Raw genomic sequence first — 24,583 nt, 5'->3', positions numbered from 1 at the left:
GCAGTAATAAAAAATCGAGCAGCCTAATGGTCACTTTATTTTGTAAAGCTATATCGAGGGATGTGGCTTCAATTTTTTGCGTATCATTGTATGTCGATGGATAATTGACGATCAATTTTGAATTGAGCATATGGTAAAATATACTATGAAGTGGCTAACAGATAGATTTGAAAATGGAGATAGCTTCAAATTTCTCTTCTTTTGGGGGCATACAGCTAAGCAAAATCAGGAAGTTGAAAAATTTGTTTTCAGTCAATGGTATGAGAGTCCGTTTACAGTAGATAATATTACCTATAGGACTGCGGAACATTGGATGATGGCCCAAAAAGCATTACTTTTTGATGATAAGAAAAATTTTGAGAAAATTATCAACTGTATTAAACCGGGTGAGGCCAAAGAGTTGGGAAGGCAAGTTGTGGGCTATGATGATCAGATTTGGAATGAACGCAAATTTGAGATTGTTAAGAACGGAAACATCCATAAGTTTAATCAACATTGGGCGCTCGCCGAATATCTCTTAAAAACAGAAAATAGAGTTCTTGTTGAGGCAAGCCCCGTTGATGCCATCTGGGGTATTGGACTTGCACAAGATGACGTCGATATTGAAAACATCTATTGTTGGCGTGGTCAAAATTTATTGGGCTTTGCATTGATGGAAGTACGAGATTTTCTAGGTCAATTTGGGCAATTTCAAGTACTTCAAAACGCTATGCAAGCACCTTGGTCGAAGTTTTCCGATAAGGACAGTAAGGATATGTTTTGGAGAATGGGATTGGGTGAGGAATATTTGAGCAAATTCGGTGCTTATTATGATCATCTGTCTGAAAGGGAACAAACCATATATCAACTGACCTATCCTCCTCCTTATTCCTGGGCGGATTTTTATTAACTTCGTATAAATGGAATTTTACAACTGGTGGTTTGCCAGTAATAAAAGACAAACCACTAGTGAATCATCTATTTAAGTTTAGTTTAGAAGCCAGGTCGTGAAATCTGACTTTTTTACGTCAAAAGGGCCTGATTCTCATCAGACCCTTTCTATTAGCGTTTATTTGTACAGTAATTTTTATGTTTCCTATCGTTTCCTCTTTTTTGTTTCTTCATCCAATGTTTTTAAAGACTATTGGATTCTCACTGTACGACGCCAATTTTTATGTTGAACCTTTCTTTCGAAAGGCTGCTTGTAGCCGCTTTGTATTGGAAGAACAATAGCCAGTTTAAAATAGTTTTATTATTTTTAATAACTGTAGTTTTAATACAAAAAACTTATGCTGTTCGTGAAGTACAGGTGGGTCTAGTAAACATTCGCAGCATCCTTTGCTGTCCTCTTTTACGGATACCCGAAACGGCTGGTTTAGCTTTGCTGCTAAATGGGGCTTTCACTTACTAGAACTTTATGTTTTGCTCCCCATTTACTCAATTTTGCCCATATAGGGACCAGTTCTTTTGCAATTTCTGTCAACTCATAATCCACTCTTGGAGGTACTTCTGCATAAACGGTACGTTTTACCAAGCCATCCTTTTCCATTTCACGTAATTGGAGTGTAAGCATTCGTTCAGTAATTCCATTAATCTGATTGCGTAATTCGCTGAAACGCAATTTCCCATTTTCTAATTTGCAAAGAATAAGCAGTTTCCAACGACCACCAATTTTGCAAATGGCATAAGTCAGATCACAGCTTTCCATGATATAACTCTCATTCATCAAATTAGTCGAATTTTCTTTTCTTTTTCCCATTACTTACAAATTTGTTAGTACCATACAATTAGCTGTATACTATGCAAATTTATTGTTTCAAATTAATTTTGTTCCATCAAAATCAATAAACATGAGAAAAATTTTATTATCGATACTAATTCTGGGAACTATTTCATGTAAGACCACTAGCACAATCAAAAAGGAAACGACTATGCAACTGACACCAAAAATTAAAGAAATCTTAAGTCATTTAGAAAAAATACAGGTATTTCAAGGCAAAAACCCTTTAGATATAAGCCGGAAAAGTTATGATGCGATGGCTCAACAATTAAGTGGACCGAAAGAAGCTGTTTTCAGCATTGAGGAATTTAATATCCCTTCAAAAAATCACCAAATTCCTGTGAGATTATACCGCCCTAAAGGCAAAACATCAAATTCTTCTGCCATTATCTACATTCATGGAGGATGGTTTATTTCTGGTGGTTATGAAACTCATGATGCAATCGCTCGAAAATTGAGTAATGAAACGGAAGCAATCCTCCTTTTTGTCGATTACCGTCTCGCACCTGAAAATCCTTTTCCTGCAGGACTAAACGATTGTAAAGATGCTACAGCATGGTTAATCAATAATGCAAAAAATCTTGGAATTGATGTTCAAAAAATCGGTGTCATTGGCGACAGTGCGGGCGGAGCGTTGGCAACAGTCTTATCTCTCGAATTAGGAAGTCAATTAAAATTTCAGGTTTTAATTTATCCTGCTTCTGATAACTCATTCGGTACAGCCTCTTGGGAAAATTATAAAAATGGTCCAATCTTAACTAGAGAGTGGGGATTACAAGCCTGGAATTGGTATTTAAAATCCAAAGAAGACAAGACAAATCCTTTAGCTGTTCCAGTTTTAATCAAAGATTTCAAAGAAACTCCAGAAACTCTGGTCATTTTAGCACAACATGATCCATTAAGAGATGAGGGCGAGAAATTAGCCCAAAACATGAAAAATTCAGAAGTATCCGTTGAAAAAAGTTTATATAAAGACATGGTTCATGGCTTTATGCATATGGGAATTCTTTTGCCTGAAACACAATTAGCAACGAAAGAAATTGCTGAATTTATAACCCAAAGCTTAGAAAAATAGAATTTTAAGATGAAGAAGTACGCATACACAGGAGCATTAGGCTTTTTAGCTATTATAACAACTGAATTTGGTATCATTGGTACTTTGCCGCAAGTAGCGGAGCATTACCAAATCGGCATTGATAAGGCTGGCTATCTGTTGGGAGGATTTGCGTTAGCGATTGCGCTTACTGGACCTTTTATGACCTTGTTGTTATCAGGATTTGACCGAAAGAAAGTGATGATGATAGCTATTTTTATTTTTCTGTTAACAGGAATTGTATCGTCATTTTCACCACCATTTTGGCTATTAATGCTTGTAAGGATATTACCTGCATTTTTACAGCCTGTTTATATCGCTACAGCTTTATCCGTAGCGGTTTCGCAGGGTAATAAACGGAACGAAAATGAATTGATGAGTATCGTGTTCAGCGGTGTTGCCATTGCAATGGTAACAACTGTTCCGTTCGCTACTTATATTGCCAACATTTTTTCTTGGGAATATTCGTTTATAGTACAGGCTATCATCAGCATTGTGGCATTATTGGCTATTCACTTTGTGTTGCCGGCAATGCCTGTGAGAGCAAAAAAATCTTATGGAAGTCAATTAAAAATATTGAGAAAACCGATGTTCATTGTAAGTACATTAATGAATTTCTTTATGATTGCGGCTTGGTTTTCCACTTATAGTTACTTTGCCGATTATCTAAATAAAGCCAAAGATATGGACGGAACCATGGTCAGCTATATGCTGTTTGTATTCGGTATTATCGGTGTATTTGCTAATTGGACAGCCGGTAAACTATTAAACAAGAACATAACACACACAACTGTTTTTTTTCTTTCGGGGACTATAATAGTTCCTATACTCCTGCATTTTTCGGGAGGCAATACGATGGCTACAATTCTGGTAATCGTATTATGGGGTTTTCTATATTCTCCAAGTTTCCTAAATGCCTCTACTTATATGATTTCATCTGCACCAGAGGCGATGGAATTTGCCAATAGTTTGGCTACATCATTTGGCAACTTAGGCGTAACGCTAGGAACCACCGTAGGTGGTTTGATCATTGTTTCGAAGGGCGTACAGTTTACGCCCTGGATAACCGTTTTATTTGGTATTTTGGCTTTTTTTATGATCGGTCTAAGATCCCGATTGGAAAAGAAGCCAGCATAATCCAGACCTTAAAGGTCTGTGATACTGTTGATGCTGAAGTATGGTACAATCAGAACTGTTCTATATTCGTAAACTTTCACCTCCCTATTCCCGCTATTCACCGAGTTTTCCTGGTCATTAGTCTAAAGCCGATAGGTTAGGGGCCTATTGCATTGTAGTTTTGAATCAACAAATAAGAAAAGAACTAACACAATAAAATAAAGACATTATGAAAGCATTAGTAAAAACATTCACAGCAGCAGCTTTAATCGCAGTATCTACTTTCGCTATGGCAACTGAAGGACCTGGAGCAAAAGTAACAAAAGCAAACGTTAACCTTTCCACAGCAGACTCGGCACTCGATCATTATGTTGCCGTAACTACAGAGGGAGAATCAGCAGGCGTAGAGCAGTTATTTGCTGCTGATTTTAATCAAAAGATCCAAGCTTCCAATACACAATCTAACAGCCGTATCGGAGTTGTCAAACTATTGAAAAAGCAAAAAGGAGAGAAGTTGAATTGTGCAGTAAGCACAGATATCCTCGAGGAATCGGCAGACTATATGGTGGCTAAAGTAACGTTGAAATTTGAGAACTTCACCAAAACAGATTTAGTTACCTTTGAGCGTGCGGGGAATGACTGGAAAGTATCCAAATCGATCAATTCTTATAAATAAGAGCCATCCCTTACAAGTATATAAATGTTGTAAAGCCACGTCGAGAGATGTGGCTTTTTTACGTCAAAAGGGCCTGATTCTAATCAGGTCCTTTCACTTATCGTTTATTTTGTACTGTAATTTTTATATTTCCTAACGGTTCTTCTTTTTGTTTCGTCATCCAATGCTTTAAAAGACAATTGAATTTCCAAGGTGTACGTCAATGAAACATTGGTATTGCTAGCTATAATATCGATTTCAAATTTGTGTTGTTCAAACCTTTGTCTTCAAAAAATGCTTCGAATGGTATCCCATTAATTTTCTTTGTTTTATACCAAAGGTTCAGTTTTCTATTGAGCTGTTTATCGGGCATATAATTTAACTTGGCTTTTTTAAAATAGTCCAAAAAATTACCGTTTAATATACCATTGTCCCAATGGAACTCAAAATCTCCAATTCCTTCTACTGCATACCAGTCACTACCTTTATTTAAACCGGCACTTTTTGTAAAAGGAATGTAAGGTTCATTTGTCCAAAATCTATCTATAGCTATAGTTCGGCCTTGATTATTTAAATTTATGGTAGAATCTTTTATTATTCCCCCTTTTATAGTATTTAACTTTTCAGTAGAGAGATAATTTTGTTTTGAAAAATTCTTACTCTGCGGATATATTCCCGCTGCATTGGTTCTATAAGGCTCCATATAGCCATTACCAATAAAATAGGATTCAGTTAAGGTCTCGTTGTCAACTAGAAAATATTCATTTTTTCGCTTTATCACGATTTTATAATCCGTTCTTTTCAAGTTGAGTGATGGCGTCTCTGAAAAAATACCTAAAGGTGCATAAGTTGCATAAAATATATCTTTTGCTGTGGTTCGCAACAGGCTATCCAAAGTAATTATGTTTATCTCGTTGTTAGCGACGGCTTTCGAGATATTTTTTAGCTCAAATTTAGCCCTAGTTAGCGGCGTTATTGTAACTAAGATATCAACGGGCAAATTTTTCCCTTCACGCTCAAAGCTTATAAAATTCTGAAATACTTTTTGATTTGAACCATCAGTAATTATGTTTTTTTTGAACAGAAAATTATAAATAGTCAAATCTGGGAAATTGGTACTGTCGGATCCGATTTCTGCATATGTTCTTTTGCAGAATAAATGCCCATTCAATGAATCGGTTAGTTTGTCTTGATTAAATACAACATATTTGATTTGAGCAAAGCAGGTAGCAATAAGCTGAAAGGCTGATACGGCTAAGAAAATAAATAAGATCATTATTTTGCGCATGATATATTTTAATTATTTAAGAATCCATTGCGTCCTATGACACAGTTGTTATTAAACTTCATTTTTTATTAGAATTTCGTTTTTATACAACATACAAGGTTTATATATGTCTTTAAAAGTAATTATATTTTTAAGATTGTTCAAAAAATTCTCCGCACGAGCATAACTTTTGAATTTGAATTTGACCGTGTATGAAGAAGTGCTCGAAGTTCCGCCGGCCACCTGTCGGAGAGGGAATATTTGGATAATCTCTCTGTTCGTTGAATGGATAAGAATTTTCTCCCGTATACTGATTTTCTTATATTTGGAGTATCACTTTTAACAACGCCTAAATATCAATTTTATAATGAAATATCTTTTTGCAAGTCTATCAGTTTTGTTTTTAAACTTTGCACAAGCTCAAACCTCGATTAAGACAGAACTCTATATCATTGGAACTGTGCATGATTCCTCGGCTATTTTGAACCCGGGTATGCTATTTGAAATTATAGATAAGATCAGACCAGATATACTTTTGCAAGAAAATGATAGCGAACAGATGAAAGATTACGCAAAGGAAATCCGTCTAACTTCCAACGAGCAGACTGCTACATTAAGATATCTTAAAAAATATCCTGAGACACGCAATTTGCCATTCGAATTTGAGGGTAGAAATCAGTACCGAATAGATAGGGGGATGGTGCCGGCTGATTACCTTACCGTAAAGCTTATCGATAGCTTGTATCTTGTCGGTAAGTTAAGTGACAAAAATAAAGCCATCTATGAGAAATATAAAGAAGCGAATAATGCGCTGTTAAACTTTTCAAAAACAGATATAAAGACATTGAATTCAGTCGCTTTTGAAACTTTAAACAGATATAGACAAACTCTTCAGCATCATGAGATTCCCAAAATAGCTAATTCCGAAGTAATTTTTGAAGAGAAATATGTAGTAAAGCCAAATGGTCAAAAGATTTCTTACCGAGATGGTTATCAGCTTTGGTGTAATTTTTGGGATTTAAGAAATAATACAATGGCTATTAATATCATCAAACACGCTAATCAGTATAGTGGAAAAAAAATAGTTGTCTTGACTGGAGTACAGCACAAGTATTATTTAAAAGAACTGCTCGATAAATATCAAGATGGTAGTTATCGTGTTATTGAATACTTTCAATAACACGATATATATGTTGTGAAGCCATATCGCGAGATGTGGCTTTTTTACGTGAAAAGGGATTTATTGATTTTGATTCTTTTTTCTTGATTTTGCTATTTTATATCCAATTGAACCTAACATAACTGAAAATGCCATGGCTAGAGTGCTAACTATTAACCATTCCATTAGGCCATATTGATAGATCTTTTTTCAAATCCCCGAACAGAGGCTCCTAATAAAAGTAGATTGCTAATCTCAATGCGCTTTCGATAGCGGATAGATGATTTATTATTGAAAATATTGGCTATAACGTTATGTTTTTATTTACTTTTGTCTAGATATATCATATTGTTCTTCCATAATTGTTTAAATTTAATTTCTAATCTAATTTAGACGAGGTTCTAATCAATTCGTTTTTCGGATTTGAACAAGGGACTTTGGAGGGATGTAACAAGGAATTGTCACAAATTATAGCATAGGGATTTCAAATCAATTGACATGATTTTAAATGAATTAGCATTTTATCTAGCTGTAGCAGCATTGGGAATTAGTTTACTTTTGTTACATCGTTATATTGCAGTTAGAAAAGCTCTTAGAACAGATATCGAAATTTATCTTTGGGAAAATGATTATATCTTATTAAGATATGATTATAAATTTAGAGGAAGAAAAGGCGCTTTAATGTATAAGCCATATCTCGAGCACGGATACAAAAGTGGCCATATTTTTCTAGATTTGCATGTCAAGGATTCAAAAGGCCATAAAAAGGTGATCGAAGCCAAAATTTGTATCGATTTTATTAATATTCAGTATGTGGAATTTTGTCAGGTATAATACGTTAGATTCTGCGTGATAAGTCATCTATAATAGTCGATTAATTTATATAAATAAGATCCATCCATTGCAAATATATAAGTTGTGAAGCGATGTGGATATATCGCTTTCTTTTTTTTATTATTGTATGTCTATAAATATAGGCGGTGATAAAAATATGCTAGCAATATTCTGTGATTTTTTAATAAACTCCAAATCGTTTCCAATTAATTGATTTTGAATTGAGCATATAATACCAAATACCTTCACCTCCCGATTCCCGTCATTCACCGAGTTTTCTTGATCGTTGGTCTAAAGTCCGTAGGCTAGAGGCCTATTGTGTCGTAGTTTTGAGTCAACAAATAAGAATAACAGAACTAACACAATAAAATAAAGACATTATGAGAGCATTAGTAAAAACATTTGCAGCAGCAGCATTAATCGCAGTATCAACTTTCGCTATGGCAGCTGAAGGACCTGGAGCCAAAGCAACAAAAACAAACGTTAACCTTTCCACTGCAGACATGGCACTGGATCACTATGTTGCGGTAACGACTGAAGGAGAATCAGCAGGAGTAGAGCAGTTATTCGCCGAAGATTTTAATCAAAAGATCCAAGCTACCAATGCGCAGTCTAACAGCCGTAGCGAAGTGGTTAAATCGTTGAAAAAACAAAAAGGCGAAAAGCTAAACTGTACAGTAAGCACCGACATCATCGAGGAATCGGCAGACTATATGGTAGCTAAAGTGACTCTAAAATTTGAGAACTTCACCAAAACAGATCTGGTTACTTTGGAGCGTGCGGGCAATGACTGGAAAGTATCCAAATCGGTTAATTCGTATAAGTAGTATCCAATAACTGGTGGTTTGTCAGTAATAAAAGACAAACCACTAGTGAATCATATGTTTAAGTTTAGTTTAAAGGCCAGGTCGCGAGATCTGGCTTTTTTACGTTTGGAAATTTGGATTTAAATGACGAAAGGTTATGGTTTTTGCATAATACCATATTTCTTGTTTTGATCGCCTTTGGCATTTGCTCCTGCGTAGCTATCTAAAATCCGCATGGTGGCCGCTTTTAGGGAACGTCCGAATTCCGTGGGATGATAACCCGGTCCAGTAAAAAATTCCACCTCATGATTGATTTTTGAATACCATACTCTTCCTACATCCTTGGGACCTAGGGTATCTGGTCTCGTTATTTTCACAAATCCCTCGAGTTTGTTTTTATCTAAGCCTATCACTTGATAAGGCTGTGTCTTACTCTGACAATCTACCTCAATATATTTTTCTCCATTCCAGCACATGCACTCTTCAGGCGTCAGAAAATGTACGGTAGTCAATATTGCCAATACCAAAAGTGCTACAGCAGAAAACCTCAATACAAGTTTATTTTTATTGAAAAATGATCGGGGATCATTTTGTTGACTCGCATTTCCTTTATTGTTGTTATCTAAAATTATCTCATCCGAATTAATTATATCACTTACAGGTCGAATTTCTTCTGTTTCTAAATTTTCACTGTTTTCATTTTTACTATCACTTGAACCAATAATGTCTTCGATTTGATCTTCCGATTTTGTTGGAATGATATCGGGTTTATATTCAAAAATACTCACGCTACAAGTTTCTTCAGGAAATAGAGATCCTTGCGGATGATCGGGTGGTATGTCAGAGGCTAGCTCATTTATATCATTGATTTCAACTCCTAAGTGGTCCGAATTTTTGTCGTAAACTAATTTGTCTGCGTCGTCTTGGTTAGGAGGGGTAAAAGTATCATCGTGAATGTCGGTATCATCGATTGGAGCAGCATCATCTGTTTGGATTTCGTTCCAATAATTAAAGTCGTAAGGCCGCCGTTGAAAATTAATCAGTACAGCGAGAAATTTTACGACATCTCTGTCTGGGCTGCGTTTTGTATCTCCAATGATAAAATTTCTTAAAGCCCTGAATTTATCAGTATCCGAATCTTTAACTATTTCCCTGAGTGACTTACCAAGTTGCTTTTGTAATTTCTTTTCATCTTTTTCTCTGAAATAATCAGTAAATACGATTTCATCCGCTTCAGAGAGCCCTTTCTCGAAACATTGTATAGACCAATTCTTAAGGTCTCCTGCTGAAGGCCATTCGCGGGAGAAATCAAGCTGTCTGTTTTTCTTTAAATCTAGGTAGCTGTCTCTTACAGCTTTTTGAAAATTCTCAAACATGATTCCAAAATTAATATCTATTCAGTAATGAAAATACGGGAAACCGTACGCTTGATAGCGCTATAAATCATCTCGACCGTTTGGAAAAATTTGGAAAACCTTCCAGAGTTTTTGAAACATTATGAAACATCATGAAATGTTTTGAAGCATTGGAAGTATTTGATAAAAAGGGTTTTAACAGCTATAACTTTGTTCTCGAAGTCAGGTGATAGATCGATTAAAATATAAACTAAGATACTAATCTGATTTCACAATGAGAAGATCTCGCGGTAGTCTTTAGCCGGTTTGGGAAGCAGCTTCTGCCTCCCGCGATTGACACTCTTACTTCCCAAAAAATTCAGAAGGCCTTCTGAAAACATTTGTAGCAATCCCGTGCATGGTGCACGGGGCCTACTCATTTTTTCAACTTTTTAAATTTTTTGACTCATGTGGAGTTTAATATTATATTTTTTATTTGGAATTGGTCAACCGTCTAATTCACAACCAAACGCAGGAACACAAACAGTACAAACGGCAGACACACCACCGCCAAATCCAGGTGATGGTGGAGATAAAGGAAATCCACCACCGAAAGGTTAATTTTAATAGTAGAAAAGAGAGTTGATGTAAATCACTCTCTTTTTTTAGTTGTAGTTGATTTAGATAAGTTTTTTGGATAAATTAGAAAAAACTTAGCCGTGCGAAAACTCATTTTATTCCTATTTTCCATTTTAGCTATATTCTCATGTTCTGATAAGAAACATGGCAAGCTAAAAGGGGAAAGTCGAAATTACTACTTAAAAGCGTTGTCATTCTATAACTTAGGAATGTATGATAGTTCGTTCGTTTACCTTGAATTGGCGAAAGAACAGGCATTTAAAGAAGGTGATAATTTGACGGTTGTAAGAAGTTTAATTCTTATTGGAATCAATGAATATGATCAGGGTGATTTTTTTGGGGCACAAGAAACATCTCTAAAATCAATCGAATTTCTAGAGAAGAGTAATTTAAAACAAGACACATTGTTGTCCTTTGCTTATAATACTATTGCTAATTCGACGGACGAAATGAAACAATATAATAAAGCTATCCCTTATTATCATCAGGCTATAAAATATTCAACTAATCCCGAAAATACATTAATGTATAAAAATAATCTTGCTGTCTGCCTAAGAAATGCTAAACGTTATGCGGAATCAATTAAGCTTTCCGAAGAAATCTTGTCAAAAGTCCCAAGTGGAACAACGGACTACGCCAAGTTTTTAAATAATTTAGCCAAAACAAAATGGATTGCAGACAACAGCTATAATCCCGTACCGGATTATCATAAAGCTTTAACGATACGGACTAGTCAAAAAGATCGTTGGGGTCAGAATTCAAGTTATGCGAGTTTAGCTAAATATTATGACCATAGAAAACCAGATTCATCTATTTATTATCTACATAAGCAATATGAAATAGCAACTGAAATAAATAGCGCAGATGATAAATTGAATGCCTTGAGAGGATTGATTCAATCAAATTCCTCCAATTCTCAACGTTATCTGTCTACCTATTTGGCACTCAACGACAGTATCCAACAGGCCCGCGCCGCCGCCAAAAACCAGTTCGCCCTGATCCGCTACGAAGTCGAAAAAAATAAAGCCGATAACCTGCGGTTGGAAAAAGAAAATGCCGAAAAGCAGAACCGGCTTGTCAGACAACGTGCAATTACAGGTGCAAGTATTTTTTTACTCCTGTTAGCTGTTGGTGGAGGAACGCTTTGGTATAAACGACGCAAGCAACGTCTAGAACTCGAAGCACAGAATCGGGTTAAAGAAACACAGCTGCATCTTTCTAAAAAGATCCACGATGTCGTGGCCAATGGCATCTACCGAGTGATGTCGGAAATTGAACATGGTGATGAGGTGGACCGCGACGGTGTGCTCGATAAACTGGAAAATATGTACCACCAGTCGCGCGATATCTCGCATGATGTTGAGCAGAAAACCATTACAGAGACGCCTTATAACGAGCAACTGGCCAGCTTGCTCAAATCCTTTGCCGCTGACCATCGGAAGGTATTAATCGCTGGTAATGACGCCGAACAGTGGGACGAAATCAGCAAACGTATCAAGGATGAAGTAAAGCATGTGCTTCAGGAGTTGATGGTGAATATGAAGAAGCATAGTCAGGCGGAACAGGTCGTCGTACGTTTTGAAATAACAGACCAAGAGCTCAAGATATTCTATAAAGATAATGGTGTAGGAATCCCACAAGAAAAATCGAATGGAAAAGGTTTAGCAAATACGGTTTCCCGTATTGAAAGCCTGGGTGGTAAAATTACCTTTGTCAATGAACCGGGAAAAGGGCTCAATATCACGACCGTTATCCCATTATAAAAAGACAATAATGTATGTTTAAGAAAGTACTCATTGCCGAAGACCACGAGATAGCCAACATTTCTGTGCAGAAAACCTTGCACGACCTCGGTATTCACAATACCAAATACGTTTATTATTGCGACCATGCACTGAACTGGATCAAAAATGCGATCCGCGATGATGAACCATATGACCTACTCATTACGGATATCGAATTTGAAGATGATGATAGTCCGCAGGAGATAAAAGATGGGCTTTCACTGATCAAAGCTGTCAAACTTGTACAACCAGATATCAAAGTTATTGTCCTGACGGCCAAGGACCGTTCGTCCCTGATCAATGATATGTTCAAGAACAATGAGATTGATGGCCTTGTTCGCAAAGCGCGCCGCGATGGCCAACATCTGCGCGAGGCATTGCAAGCTGTTGATCAGAACCGAACGTACCAATCGCCCGACAGTAAAAAATTTATTCAGGAGCAGAACTCGCATGAATTTACGCAGTTTGACCTGCATATCATTAAACTCTTGTACGAAGGTGTTTCTCAAAAAGAGATGCCTGAATATCTGCAACAGCGTGATATTCGTCCGTCGAGCCTGAGTAGTATTGAGAAACGGCTCAATCTCATGAAGGATGTACTTGGATATACTAAAAACGAACAGCTTGTTGCATACTGTAAAGAATTAGGCTTCATATAAATAATCTCTTATATAGGATTACGGTTTTCCGTAAAGACTCTTGGGGGTATCGTGCTACCTTTGTGAAAGCAAGATAAATAACGAGGTAGGAATATTTGCTGAAAACGATATCTACTGCATTCAAGATCTTTAATGCCATATTTTAACCAATAAGATGATGAGAAAAGGCTATCGTAGGATAGCCTTTATTTGTTTCATGATTATATGTGAAGGCTAGGCTTATAAGCGGCCTATCTGAATGCACTACTTTTAATCAGCCGGATTTGAAAAGGTATTTATTGAGTTTAGCGCATAGTAAGCGATCCCATTGTCAGGATATTGTTTCAGAATTTCTTCGTAGAGCGCTTTTGCTTTTTCGGCTTGCCCGGCCTGCACATAACAGAATGCAATATTACAAAGTGCCATTTCCCGATAACACATTTTTGAGGCACTCAACATCGTCACTGCACGATACTTGTCTACCCATGCGTTTCTAGTAAAAAAATCAAGACTCAGCTCAAAATGTTCTAAAGCCGCTTTGAAATCCTTCTGTTTGATAGCCTTCATTCCCTTGTTGTGGCTTGATGGAATAAGCTGTTGCAACAAAATAAATAACCCAGAAAATAAAATCACACCTATGAAAATTCCATGTTTTTGGAATAGAATTGTAAAAAATGCTATAAAAACAGCCCACACCAAAATGATGATTAGTATAGCTGACTGGGATACTTGCCGAACAATAGGAACATTTGCGCTCATACCGATGAATATATTGTTGGTTTTTATTTTTCTAAAGGTACTAAAATTTCCATAATTATATCGTTCGGACATTGTTTTACACGAAGTGATCAGGTTCTCTTCAGTCCATTCTTATCTTAATTATCGCTTTACGGCTTCCCGTAAAATCATGCGAAGTCTGTCAGCTACTTTTGTATTAACCATTACGAGTTAGCGATTATTAATTGGATGTTCAAATGAAAAGATATTTTTACATACTTGACGGTAAAAGGATCGGTCCGCTATCCTTTGAGGAAATTAAAGCCACCGATATTTCTGAAGAGACATTGGTTTGGTACGAGGGATTGGAAAATTGGCAACCTGCCGGTGAGCTGGAGGAATTTTTATATCTTTCCTTTCCGCCGGAAGAAACAAAACCTATTGTTGAAGACTCTTTAGATTCAATCGAAATCATTGAGCCATTAATCCAAGACGAACCTGTTTCCACGCAAGAAGCCATTTCCGAAAATGCTGTTATTGCAGTAGACAATGCACCCGCAGTTTATCAAAATAGTGTTGAGAGTAAATTGAAGGCCTACACCTCTTCCATGAATCAATATCATGGTATTGACGATCCATTCGCTAGCGCGCAACATCAATTGATTTATCCGAAGCAAGCTATGTTCTCAAATCCATTTGGGTTTAAAGGAAGAATCAGAAGGACTGAATACTGGCTCAGTTATGTAATCGCCTATATCTATTTTTTGCTTCTTGCCGCAGTAACGGCTAGGATCGAGCGAGTATCGGGTGGGGGCGGTGCATTCTTTTTATTTATACTACCTTTTTACTGGTTCCTCATAGCCCAAAATACCAAGCGCTGTCACGATCGTGGAAACTCCGGGTGGTTCCAGATTATTCCTTTTTACGGCCTTTGGATGGCATTTGGCGAAAGTGACAGATTCGTAAATGACTACGGGCCCAATCCCAAAGGCGATAATTTCCAAACAAGATTTTAACAAAACCATATTAGATAGATGAAAAGGATTTCTTTAATTGCTAATTCGAGCATTCAATATTACAAATATGAGGTAAATATTGATCTTGAGTTTGGCAAGGAAAATAGATTTTATTACCACCAACCATTCGATACCAATTTTTTCGATTTTATTCTCGATCCCTTATTTAAGATTACGAAGGAAGGTACTGAGAATTATTATCGTTTACAGGAGCTGATCGATAAGGGATTTGTTATCAATAAGCGTCTCAAAGATGAAGCTGATTTGAGTACCTGTACAGGTATCGTTACTGAAGTCTACGAAGAAAGTAATCTGAAGCAGACACTTAAGCAGTACCAAAATAAATGGATTCCGTTGCCTTTTTTTAAGGAGAACGCCATTAATAGAGACTTGCTGTATCCTACAGATTGGGTCCGCGTGTTTTTTACTTGTGATGAAGAGTTTTCACTGGCAAAAATCGTCATTGCCGTAGATACGTCTTTAGCTAGAAGTGAAAATGATAAAACTGGTCCTCAGTTGAGCAATAATCCGGATGAGAATGTTTTCAGACTCCAGTCTGATGAAATCAATCTGAGTAATTTCTTATTTACGCAGGACAACTCTGTTGCATGGATTGATCGGTATTTGGCCGACTTATTTTATGATAAAAATGAAGAAGAAAGATATACACATCCGATAAAAAAATACATCGCCAAATATGTTCTTCTGATGAAGTGGCTGGCTGCTCAAACGGAGTCACCCGAAATTCAGCTCTTTACGGATAATATCAGAAAGAAAACTGTAGATCTCGTCATTGATATCGGCAATTCGGCTACCTGTGCGCTTCTATTTGAGAATAAGGATGATGATAGTTTTGACTTTGATAGCGTTAAGAAACTTATCATTCAAGATTATACCAATCCGCATCTGGAATACAATAACTCATTTCCGATGAACATGATGTTTAGCGAATCTAGTTTTGGAAATATTGATAAAGATAATTACCACAACAATAAATTTATTGTTCCCAGTTTGACCCGTATTGGTTTTGAAGCAGAAAAATTGATCCATTCAGCAAGTACAAATCTAGATCTTGGTTACGAACTAAAGACTTACAACTCGAGCCCGAAACGCTATTTATGGGATGATCAGATAAGTGACCGCGAATGGGAGTTTCAACCTCTTAAGACTAATCGGGTAAAGAAAGTGTATCTGAATGGCATATCAGAGCAACTGAGCCTAGACGGTAGCTTAAAGAGTTCGCGAGAGGTATTTGGTGCAAAATCGATGTTTTCAAGGGCTTCTCTAATGAAGTTTGTTTTTCTGGAAGTATTGATGCATGCGCACGTGCAGATCAATTCTTTTAAGTTTAGGGAAGAACATGGCGAGATGACCATGCCAAGGACAATCAAAAGGATTACGATATCATGCCCTACTGGTATGATCCAGCATGAGCAGATCGCGCTAAGACAAGCGGCAGCAGAGGCGTGTGAATTACTGGATGGATACCAACGATTCTACTTTGATCAGGATGAAAATACAAACTGGTTTAAAAAACCGGAGATTATTCCATCTATCCAGGATATATCCAAGACCCTCAGCCAGCTGGAAGATAAAAAAGATTGGATGTATGATGAGGCAACCTGTAGCCAGCTTGTTTTCGTTTACAGTCTCTTTTCGAAAAAATTGCGGAATAACAATTATGTGATTGACCATTTTTTATTCAATAATAAGAATACGTTAAAGATTGCTTCCATTGATATCGGCGCGGGAACAACTGATATTATCATCAATCAATATCAGCTTAAGACCTCAAATAAGATTCAGGAATTGATTCCCCAACCGCTATTTTGGGATAGTTTTAAATTGGCAGGAGATGATCTGATGAAGGAGTTGATCCAAAAGCTGATTATTCGCAGTCCCCTAAAAACGGATGATTCGGCCATTGAAGGATTAGAAAATTATGGGAGATTAAAGGGAATTATAGACATCCAAAGTCGGATCAACGGATTTTTTGGGGAGAACTCCAATAATATGGGCTATCTCGCAAAGATGATGCGCAAATCATTTGTCCATCAGGTAGCACAGCCTATTGTACTTAAGTACCTACAACAGGCCAATCAGCAAGAATCTTTTGAAATGTCTTTCGAAGAAATAATAGGGCACAAATTTGAAAATAGTGCACTTGTCAACTATTTTGAGCGGATAATAGGATTTAATTTTTTGGAAATCCGATGGACAATATCGGCTAAGGTCGTCAATGAGATCGTTTCTAGTGTATTTGAGGGATTGGTTCGTCAAATGTGTCTGGTGATTAACCAGTTTGAGTGTGATTTTGTGGTCCTGTCCGGAAAGCCTGCATCCCTGCTTAGCTATGAGGAACTGTTCAAAAAATTTCTGTTTGTTTCGCCGACCAATGTGATCAATCTCAATAATTATTGGATCGGAAAATGGTATCCGTTTGCAGACAATTTGGGGAATGTTGAAGATCCCAAGACGATTGTTGCCGTGGGGGCAATTATCGCTTTGATGGCAGCCAAATTGAAGAAGATACAGGACTTCAATTTAAATACAACCGAGCTGATCAAAAATCTGAGTTCAACGGCCGATTATATTATTTCTAAAGTGGAGAATAGAAAAGAAGTCATATTGACTCCACAAAAACATGAGCAGACTTTTTTGCTTAAATCAATTCCTTTTGAGTTTGGCTATGCGAAATATCTATCGCGCAACTACACCTATTCAGGTCTCTATAGATTAAGTATTGATCACAGGCAGATGGAAGAGGTAATCAAGAACCGTTTTGTCGGTCGCGATGAGTCATTTTATGAAGAACAGGTCGATAAAGAGCGGGGTGAAATATTACGACATCTACCGTTGAAGGTGACCATCGCCCGAGATTGGGATGAAAGTAAGGAAATATTGAAGATCGAACATATCGAAGATAATGAAGGGAATGAGAAGCCGGGGCGTTTCTTCCAGCTCCATTATCAGACCTTGGATAGTGTTCAGGGATATTGGTTAGATACTTGTGAATTCGTTTTATAGAAAAGAAATGTCGAATAATTATTCTGAATTAGAAATCAAGCTTATCGAGGAATTTATTTCCGGTAAGATCGATCTTATACAGGGATCGATTCAATGGGCTGACAAAAATCTAAAGTATGAAGAACGTAATAAAGCGCTCCTCAGCTTGAAGAACAGCTTGAATACCATAAAAAAGGTTCAGGGCAATATCGGTAATAAACCGGTCATCGCTGTCTTTGGGGCAAGTCAGGTGGGAAAATCCTATCTGATCAAAAACCTGTTGAGCGATACAAACAGGCCCTTTGAGATTGAAAATGACGGTAAACAATATGATTTCCTAAAGCAAATAAATCCGCCGGGAACTGGTGCCGAAAGTACGGGCTTGGTCACTCGATTTACGATTGATCAAGATCCCTCGTTCCCAGATTTTCCAATAAAGGTGAACTTGCTTGCAGCAAAAGATATACTATTGGTGTTGCTAGATGCTTTTTTTCTGGATCTCAAGAAAATTACTTCCTTTCCTTCAAAAGGGGATTTTGAAGCACATCTTAAAAAGCTGGAGCTTGAGGAAAAAGGAACTCAGCAGGATTTTTTAACCGAATTCGATGTGCTTGAGATTAAGGAGTACTTTGAAAAAAATCTTTCACAGCATACCATCTTGTTTGAAGGTCTTTATGAAACAAGGTGCTTCGAACGTATAGGTCGCATTATACATCATTATGAGGCTACAGATTGGTCGCGCATATTTGATATCCTCTGGAATAAGGAAATTCTATTGACAGATCTTTTTATCAACTTGATCAATAAGCTGAAATTGGTACAGTTTGCACGCCATGGGTATATCAAGTTTGAAAATGTCCTGCGCGAGGGGGGAGCCATTCTTGATGTCAAACGCTTGGGCGAACTCAGTGCCGATTCTGGAAAGGGCAGCACAATTTTCAAGTTGACGAATGGTGCTGAGGTTCAGATTGAGGTCCCTGCATTGTCAGCGCTGATTGCCGAACTTGTTTTTTCGATTCCCGAAAGACTAGTCGAATCCAAAGAGTTTTTAAAATACAATGATTTATTGGACTTTCCGGGAGCCCGTAGCCGTTTGGCATTGGATCAATCGGATATCTCGACAAAGAATATTGATGCCATGTTATTGCGGGGTAAGGTCTCTTATCTTTTTAATAAATACTCTCTTGATTTTAATATCAATAATCTCTTGTTCTGTACCAATGACAAGCAGCTGGAAGTCAACGAAATTTCATCGCTGTTATACAACTGGATCGAGAACAATGTAGGCGGGAGTGTCGAAGAACGATCAAAATCACTTCAAGAAGCAAGCTTGCCGCCATTGTTTGTCATCTTTACCTTTTTCAATAATCAGATCAAGTTTGACACCACAAACGACGGTGAATACCTGGAATCTGCTGAAAAATTAAACTACAAATGGCACACGCGTTTTGAGCGTTTCTTTGAACAGGAGATCGTTACGCAGTCGCGTAACTGGCATACAAAATGGACAAGCCAGGAAAATCTGTTCAAGAATTTCTATCTGTTGCGCGATTACAAGTATTCAAACGATACGTTTGTCGGATTTGAACAGGCAGGGGAAGAGCTCGCAATCCATCCCGAAAGGGAGAATTTTTTGAAAGTCATGAAGCAGTCCTTTACACGCTATGGTTTTGTCCAAAATCATTTCCAGGATGCTGAAAGAACATGGCAACACGTTGCTACCATCAATCATGATGGGTCTGCGTTGATTATTGAATCCCTGGCGAAGGTATCGGGGAATAAAACCAAGATCAATCATAACCTTCAAAAGTTAAACACAATCCTGACCAAGATACAGCGGGACCTCGAACGTTTTATTCATAAGGATGATGTCACTGTGATGCGCGAAACGCAGATGCGTCAGGTAAATCAGTTTCAGTTGGCATTTAACAGTGCCTTAGTAAAAGATCTTGGCTTGTTTAACGCCTTTATAGACTGTCTTTCGATTAACCCGAATGATATTTTTCAGTTGCTGAATGAACATATGGTGGTTGATACAAGTCGTCGCATATTGGATGAAACCACACAGGAGTCCATTCTATTGGTTCAATATCCGGAGCTCAAACAGGCGAAGTCGAAAGCAGAAATGCTGACCATTCTGCAAAAGCATCTTTGGCTTTCATCGCATGAAGCTGTTGAAGGCTTTTTAAAAGACAGTGGTATCGAAATCGCTGAATTATTTCAGCAGGAAGAGACCAATTCATCAAAATCTGAGTATTACGTTCAATTGATTATCGAATCTTGGTTAATGAAGATCAACAACTTGGATCAGTACAGGGATTTCATCGCGTATGGACTGAATAGAAACAGTTTGATTTTCGTTGTGAGCTACTTTAAGGAACTGCTTAAAAAGCGAAATGTCGCCAGCAAAATGGTCAGATTGTTAAATGATATCATTTCTGAGATAGATGTTAACCATGGTTATGAAATATTTTTGACCGAAACCTTCTCCCTGGTGATCAATGAACTGATTTTTAATTTTGATGTGAGCTACTTTACGGAAGAAGAGAAAGAGGAAGCCAGAAACATCTTGGTTGCTAATCCCAATCGATTTTTTGAACGAAAACTTGATACATCTCCCAGCGCGGTATCTGCTTTATTCGACGCCGAAAATATTGATGTACGCGCAATAGCACTACAGAAGTACAACAAATGGATTGAATATTTACGCCTTTCACTCCTTGTCAATGCAGGATATATCGATTACGATGAGCAGGCCAATCAGGAATTAAAATTATTGGTCGAACAGTATTCACCTTTTCAACTGGTTTAAAAATGCAAAAATTTCATTCAATAGCAACGGATAGGTACATTCCATTATCGTTTGACAATGCTTATCTGTTTAGTCAATACGATAGAATCAGTAATTTTTTGGTCTTCAACCTGGATAAAAAGTACCGGAATTTTTTGGCTAAACCGGTCAAAAACAACTATGATATTGATTGGTACAGCATACATATGGGCCTTCAGCCGGTAGAGCATTCGTCTTATCGGGAATATGGTCTCAAACAATATTGGCTAGTAATGGAGGAACTCCAAAAACGTATCGAAGATCTTATGCGGAATAGAGACGCCAACGTACAGTATTGGGGGGCAATTCTTCAGACAGTTTTTAATCCAGAGGACAATCTTATTTTCACCAATGGGCATGATATCTGCATCATCTGGGGCTGGAAGTTTGAGAATAACCAAAATCGGAAACCGCACCTTCTTGGTGATAGCTTTCAGGAGTCAATTAGTCCGGAGGATACCCCATTGCCCCCACAGATTCCGGATATGGATCCCCCAATCGCTGATATTAGTGCACCAAAACAATCTCAAAACCTGGAGCCTGTACCTGCAATTGAACCCCCCATTTCATCGCCGGTTGCCCCCGAGGAGTATTTTATGGCTGATGTCAAAGAAGAAAATATTGATGTAGAAATAGCCAAGAAAGAAAGTTTTCTGGCCTTTCTAAAATATATAGCGGTGACTTACTGGTGGGTGCTGATCGTACTACTGGTGCTGATCTGTTTAGTATTCTTTTTTAAATCTCTAATCCACAGATCGTAATGGAACATGTAAAAAACAAATCTTTTGCCAACAACTGGTGGCTATTTTATCCCCTATTGTTTCTGCTTATCGGTTTGCTTGTGTATGCCTTGTTATGGAATCCTGAGAATACGATAGAGGTTCTAAGACAGGAACTGAACGATTGCCGGGATAACCATGCCGCTTCTTCTACACGACCGGTTGATGGGGACGACAATACCTTACCTGGCAATATTGATTCGCTGCAAATAGGGGAACTTGATAAAAATCGGCCGCTGCCAGGGGACGACAAAAAAGCTGAAAATACGATCGTTAACTGTGATGCAAAAGTAGAGTCCGGTGGTCAGGGAGTCACCAAGACCAAGCATATCCTGGGCGATCAATCGGGACGCGTCATTTTGCAGTATGATACGAAAACAATCCCAGATGAGATCAAAGTGTATTACGATGGTAAACCTATTGCTCATACAGATGGACCTGTTTCTGGAGCCGGCCAGCTGGAATGGATTTATGAAGTTGCTCCTGGCAAACCCAAATATTGCTATGTGGAAGTTTCAGCACCGACACCCCGTACTGTTTGGGAGTACATTGTTAATTGTCCACTTTAATAAAGACCGATGAAACAGTCAAAATACCCCTTTTATTACTACATGGTCCTGGTCTCTTTTGTATTGCTGAGTGTACTTTTTTGGATCTTTTGCCTTACTGCTGGCACCTCGGTAAGACGAGGCAAGGTCCAGGCGACGCCTACAGGGCATAGACATACTACTGCTTCCATGGTGCAGACAACCTCCATGGCGCACTTAGATCCGCCGCCGGTGGGCCAGCCTAATCTTTAATATTTGAATCTAGAAGTAAAGAAAATTTAGCCGATATGAAACAAGAGAATTTTTTGTTTGTGGATGTGGTTTCATCCATTTTCCTCCTCATCCTGTTACTCTGTAATTTCTTTGGAATGCTCTATATGACAGAGGGTAACATGTTGATGAGCCTAGCCGTCAGCCTGATTATTGTAGTCTGTTATTATTTTGTGTTGCAGCTGCTGAAACGGAATAAAGAGCGTATGCTCAATCAAGGGTATCTGAAGAGTACCGCCAGTTTGTTTTTTATTGTATTCGTTGTTTTTGGTCTGATCAGCTATGTCTTTATGATCCATTTGGTGAATATTGAGAAAAACAGCAAAAAGGCAATTCAGAAAGAAGCGGATGAAAAAGTGTTGCTTGTGAAAGATTTAACCACACAATACGATAAACGCGCAAATGAATCGATGCAGACTTTTGAGGCGCTGTTTAAAGGTAAGTTACAGGCCTATAAAAATCAACGAACAAATGTACTGCGCAATGAATTGGGAAATTCACCTTTTAACCTGCCCGAAGCCATATTGAACAGTCCGTCCGCAAGTATTGACGTGTCGGCAAGTACCAATGCCATATTGAATGCTTATCAAGTTAAATATAACAACAACCATAAGTTGTTGGACAGTTTGGTATTCAAAAAAGCAGATAGTTATAATCAGATCTTTCAGCAATGGGATAGGCTTAGTTTGGCGACAAACTACGTTGCCCTGAACGATTTTGTTAAAAGTAGCGCAACGCTTGTGAATGAAAAAATCAAGGAACTACCCGTTGACAATGAACCGATCAAAGTTACGATCAGTGAACGGAATTTGCCCTTGGACAGCCCGATTGCATTGGCGAAGATCTATTCGCCCGATTATCTCCTCCCACTGATTATTATACTGATTATGCATGCCTTTATTTTGATCCCCTACTTCACGTATCGGGTGCGGAAGTATAACAGTCCCCGCTTAAAGGACGCTGAAGCAGAAATTATTAATCGAGGTGGAACAATAGAACTTTAATACCTAAAAAGATGGATAAGCATAAAAAACAAAATATTTTATCGAACTGCAATATGGTTCCATTGCCTGCCTTAGATCAAGCTATCGTGGGCGGATTTATCGAATTTGATGAATTGGAACAGCATGGTCTGACCAGGGACAAATTGAAAGAGTTGCAGCTTTTGGATGATAGTCGGAATGGCAAAATTGTTTTACCACCTCCGATCCCAGGTTTGCCAACTATTGATGTCGAGCTGCCGCTGATGCCGTCAATGCCAAGAATACCTCCGTTACCTACCATGACCAGTCCGAGTGCTCCGATTCAGACCAGTGAAACATTGCTGGAACAAATCAAGAACAATGAAATTTCTGCCGACGATATCAAAAAGCTTATCGGGGAGAAGAAACTGACGTTTGACTATCTTGAAAGTATTGGTGTCGAAAAGAGAGTGGTTCAGGCATTGAAATTCTATAGCAGTGCCTCTGCTATTACGATCTTTAAGCGAATTGAGGATCTGCCACCCATGGAAAGCGGACGGACAGATCTTTATATGGTGGGTATGCCCTTTTCGGGTAAATCAACGATCTTGGCAAGTCTCATCAAACATTCCAATAAGCAGGGGATATTAATGCACGATAGCTATAATCCAGATGGGAATAAATATTTGGAAACCCTGAAGAGAAATTTAGATTACGGTGTATTGCCGATACGTACTGATAGCGCAAGTTATAATTATATTGCGACTTCATTTAAAGATCAAAAAGGTACAACCCATCCCTTCAATATTGTCGAAGTTCCGGGTGAAAATTATGTGAAGATCTTTAATCAGGGCTTTGACAATTCGGAGATCCCCCAATTTATCAATTACGTAAAAAGCAATAATAAAAAAATATTGGTTTTTATTATTGATGCCATGTCACATGACAAACGTTTTGATGATGAACAATTCTTTGGAGCATTAGACCAAAGCATTGCCTACACCAATATCATATCCATTTTTAAAGACTCCAAGGTATTGGATAATACCGATGCGGTATATTTTGTGGTCAATAAGTTTGATTATATCAAACAGACCAGATATCGCGATGACGATAGGGCAGAAAGTGAATTGGCCCTCGATTACATGAATCAGGAGTTCCTTTCCCTGATCGAAAACTGTAAGACAGCGCGGGAAAATTCCAGAAACCAATTTAAGATCAAAATACTGCCTTTTTCCATTGGTGATCTTGTTTACGAAAAGATTGTGACTACGATCGAAGATAAGTATCCGCAAGAACTGGTGAAGAATATGTTGGAAGATAGTTTTGTCGTAAAAGGCGGCGCATTTTGGAAAAGATTTTTTTAAGAAA

Annotated in this window: 21 protein-coding genes; 17 read left to right on the top strand and 4 right to left on the bottom strand. The window is 37.8% G+C overall.

Annotated features, from left to right (window positions below):
• The first annotated feature begins 145 nt into the window (after positions 1-145).
• Positions 146-889, top strand: a complete 744-nt coding sequence (locus tag B3E00_RS03230; protein ID WP_293936891.1) for an NADAR family protein — start codon at positions 146-148, stop codon at positions 887-889.
• Between the two features lie 477 nt (positions 890-1,366).
• Here B3E00_RS03230 and B3E00_RS03225 read toward each other — a convergent pair whose 3' ends face one another.
• On the bottom strand, positions 1,367-1,738 hold the full coding sequence (locus B3E00_RS03225; RefSeq protein ID WP_293936889.1) for a winged helix-turn-helix transcriptional regulator: 372 nt from the start codon (positions 1,736-1,738) through the stop codon (positions 1,367-1,369).
• A 91-nt stretch (positions 1,739-1,829) separates the two neighbouring features.
• On the opposite strand from B3E00_RS03225, the gene B3E00_RS03220 reads away from it, so the two are divergent.
• The 3 genes from B3E00_RS03220 (at position 1,830) to B3E00_RS03210 (ending at position 4,644) form a co-directional block, all read left to right on the top strand.
• Positions 1,830-2,834, top strand: a complete 1,005-nt coding sequence (locus B3E00_RS03220; RefSeq protein ID WP_293936886.1) for an alpha/beta hydrolase — start codon at positions 1,830-1,832, stop codon at positions 2,832-2,834.
• Between the two features lie 9 nt (positions 2,835-2,843).
• Positions 2,844-3,989 carry an MFS transporter gene (locus B3E00_RS03215; protein ID WP_293936884.1) on the top strand — a complete coding sequence of 382 codons (1,146 nt, stop codon included), beginning with the start codon at positions 2,844-2,846 and terminating at the stop codon, positions 3,987-3,989.
• Positions 3,990-4,197: 208 nt separating this feature from the next.
• Positions 4,198-4,644: a hypothetical protein gene (locus B3E00_RS03210; RefSeq protein ID WP_293936882.1), complete on the top strand. Its 447-nt coding sequence runs from the start codon at positions 4,198-4,200 to the stop codon at positions 4,642-4,644.
• A gap of 223 nt (positions 4,645-4,867) precedes the next feature.
• Here the strand turns inward: B3E00_RS03210 and B3E00_RS03205 are convergent, their stop codons facing one another.
• Positions 4,868-5,725, bottom strand: coding sequence for a hypothetical protein (locus B3E00_RS03205; RefSeq protein WP_293936880.1), 858 nt, complete (start codon positions 5,723-5,725; stop codon positions 4,868-4,870).
• 532 nt (positions 5,726-6,257) lie between these two features.
• On the opposite strand from B3E00_RS03205, the gene B3E00_RS03200 reads away from it, so the two are divergent.
• The 3 genes from B3E00_RS03200 (at position 6,258) to B3E00_RS03190 (ending at position 8,710) form a co-directional block, all read left to right on the top strand.
• Positions 6,258-7,070 carry a hypothetical protein gene (locus B3E00_RS03200; protein ID WP_293936877.1) on the top strand — a complete coding sequence of 271 codons (813 nt, stop codon included), beginning with the start codon at positions 6,258-6,260 and terminating at the stop codon, positions 7,068-7,070.
• A gap of 477 nt (positions 7,071-7,547) precedes the next feature.
• Positions 7,548-7,883 carry a hypothetical protein gene (locus B3E00_RS03195; protein ID WP_293936875.1) on the top strand — a complete coding sequence of 112 codons (336 nt, stop codon included), beginning with the start codon at positions 7,548-7,550 and terminating at the stop codon, positions 7,881-7,883.
• 380 nt (positions 7,884-8,263) lie between these two features.
• Positions 8,264-8,710 (top strand): nuclear transport factor 2 family protein, encoded by a 447-nt coding sequence (locus B3E00_RS03190; RefSeq protein ID WP_293936872.1) that lies wholly within the window; start codon positions 8,264-8,266, stop codon positions 8,708-8,710.
• Between the two features lie 134 nt (positions 8,711-8,844).
• Here the strand turns inward: B3E00_RS03190 and B3E00_RS03185 are convergent, their stop codons facing one another.
• On the bottom strand, positions 8,845-10,065 hold the full coding sequence (locus B3E00_RS03185) for a hypothetical protein (protein WP_293936870.1): 1,221 nt from the start codon (positions 10,063-10,065) through the stop codon (positions 8,845-8,847).
• A gap of 426 nt (positions 10,066-10,491) precedes the next feature.
• Here B3E00_RS03185 and B3E00_RS03180 point away from each other — a divergent pair, with 426 nt between their 5' ends.
• The 3 genes from B3E00_RS03180 to B3E00_RS03170 all read left to right on the top strand — a co-directional run bounded on the left by B3E00_RS03180 (position 10,492) and on the right by B3E00_RS03170 (position 13,105).
• Positions 10,492-10,644, top strand: a complete 153-nt coding sequence (locus B3E00_RS03180; RefSeq protein WP_293936868.1) for a hypothetical protein — start codon at positions 10,492-10,494, stop codon at positions 10,642-10,644.
• 98 nt (positions 10,645-10,742) lie between these two features.
• Positions 10,743-12,425 (top strand): tetratricopeptide repeat-containing sensor histidine kinase, encoded by a 1,683-nt coding sequence (locus B3E00_RS03175; RefSeq protein WP_293936865.1) that lies wholly within the window; start codon positions 10,743-10,745, stop codon positions 12,423-12,425.
• 14 nt (positions 12,426-12,439) lie between these two features.
• Positions 12,440-13,105 (top strand): response regulator, encoded by a 666-nt coding sequence (locus tag B3E00_RS03170; RefSeq protein WP_209576387.1) that lies wholly within the window; start codon positions 12,440-12,442, stop codon positions 13,103-13,105.
• A 249-nt stretch (positions 13,106-13,354) separates the two neighbouring features.
• On the opposite strand, the gene B3E00_RS03165 is transcribed toward B3E00_RS03170, so the two are convergent.
• Entirely contained in the window at positions 13,355-13,915 is a 561-nt protein-coding gene (locus B3E00_RS03165; RefSeq protein WP_293936863.1) for a tetratricopeptide repeat protein, read from the bottom strand.
• A gap of 143 nt (positions 13,916-14,058) precedes the next feature.
• On the opposite strand from B3E00_RS03165, the gene B3E00_RS03160 reads away from it, so the two are divergent.
• From B3E00_RS03160 to B3E00_RS03130, 7 genes are all read left to right on the top strand, one after another.
• Positions 14,059-14,817: a DUF805 domain-containing protein gene (locus B3E00_RS03160; RefSeq protein WP_293936862.1), complete on the top strand. Its 759-nt coding sequence runs from the start codon at positions 14,059-14,061 to the stop codon at positions 14,815-14,817.
• An 18-nt stretch (positions 14,818-14,835) separates the two neighbouring features.
• Positions 14,836-17,844, top strand: a complete 3,009-nt coding sequence (locus tag B3E00_RS03155) for a virulence factor SrfB (RefSeq protein WP_293936861.1) — start codon at positions 14,836-14,838, stop codon at positions 17,842-17,844.
• 7 nt (positions 17,845-17,851) lie between these two features.
• Entirely contained in the window at positions 17,852-20,635 is a 2,784-nt protein-coding gene (locus B3E00_RS03150; protein ID WP_293936860.1) for a virulence factor SrfC family protein, read from the top strand.
• A gap of 2 nt (positions 20,636-20,637) precedes the next feature.
• The gene (locus tag B3E00_RS03145) at positions 20,638-21,414 is read left to right on the top strand and encodes a hypothetical protein (protein ID WP_293936857.1); all 777 of its coding nucleotides are present in this window, start codon (positions 20,638-20,640) and stop codon (positions 21,412-21,414) included.
• On the top strand, positions 21,414-22,001 hold the full coding sequence (locus tag B3E00_RS03140; protein ID WP_293936855.1) for a hypothetical protein: 588 nt from the start codon (positions 21,414-21,416) through the stop codon (positions 21,999-22,001). The genes B3E00_RS03145 and B3E00_RS03140 overlap by 1 nt, the downstream gene beginning before the upstream one ends.
• Before the next feature lie 266 nt (positions 22,002-22,267).
• Positions 22,268-23,254 (top strand): hypothetical protein, encoded by a 987-nt coding sequence (locus B3E00_RS03135; RefSeq protein WP_293936851.1) that lies wholly within the window; start codon positions 22,268-22,270, stop codon positions 23,252-23,254.
• A gap of 11 nt (positions 23,255-23,265) precedes the next feature.
• Complete coding sequence (locus B3E00_RS03130) at positions 23,266-24,579, top strand: hypothetical protein (protein WP_293936849.1); 1,314 nt, start codon at positions 23,266-23,268, stop codon at positions 24,577-24,579.
• The last annotated feature ends 4 nt before the right edge of the window (positions 24,580-24,583 follow it).

It is taken from the genome of Sphingobacterium sp. UBA5996 (assembly GCF_002429765.1).
GTDB lineage: Bacteria > Bacteroidota > Bacteroidia > Sphingobacteriales > Sphingobacteriaceae > Sphingobacterium.
Note: the sequence above shows the minus strand (reverse complement) of the source record. Positions and strands in the feature narration are given on the sequence as shown.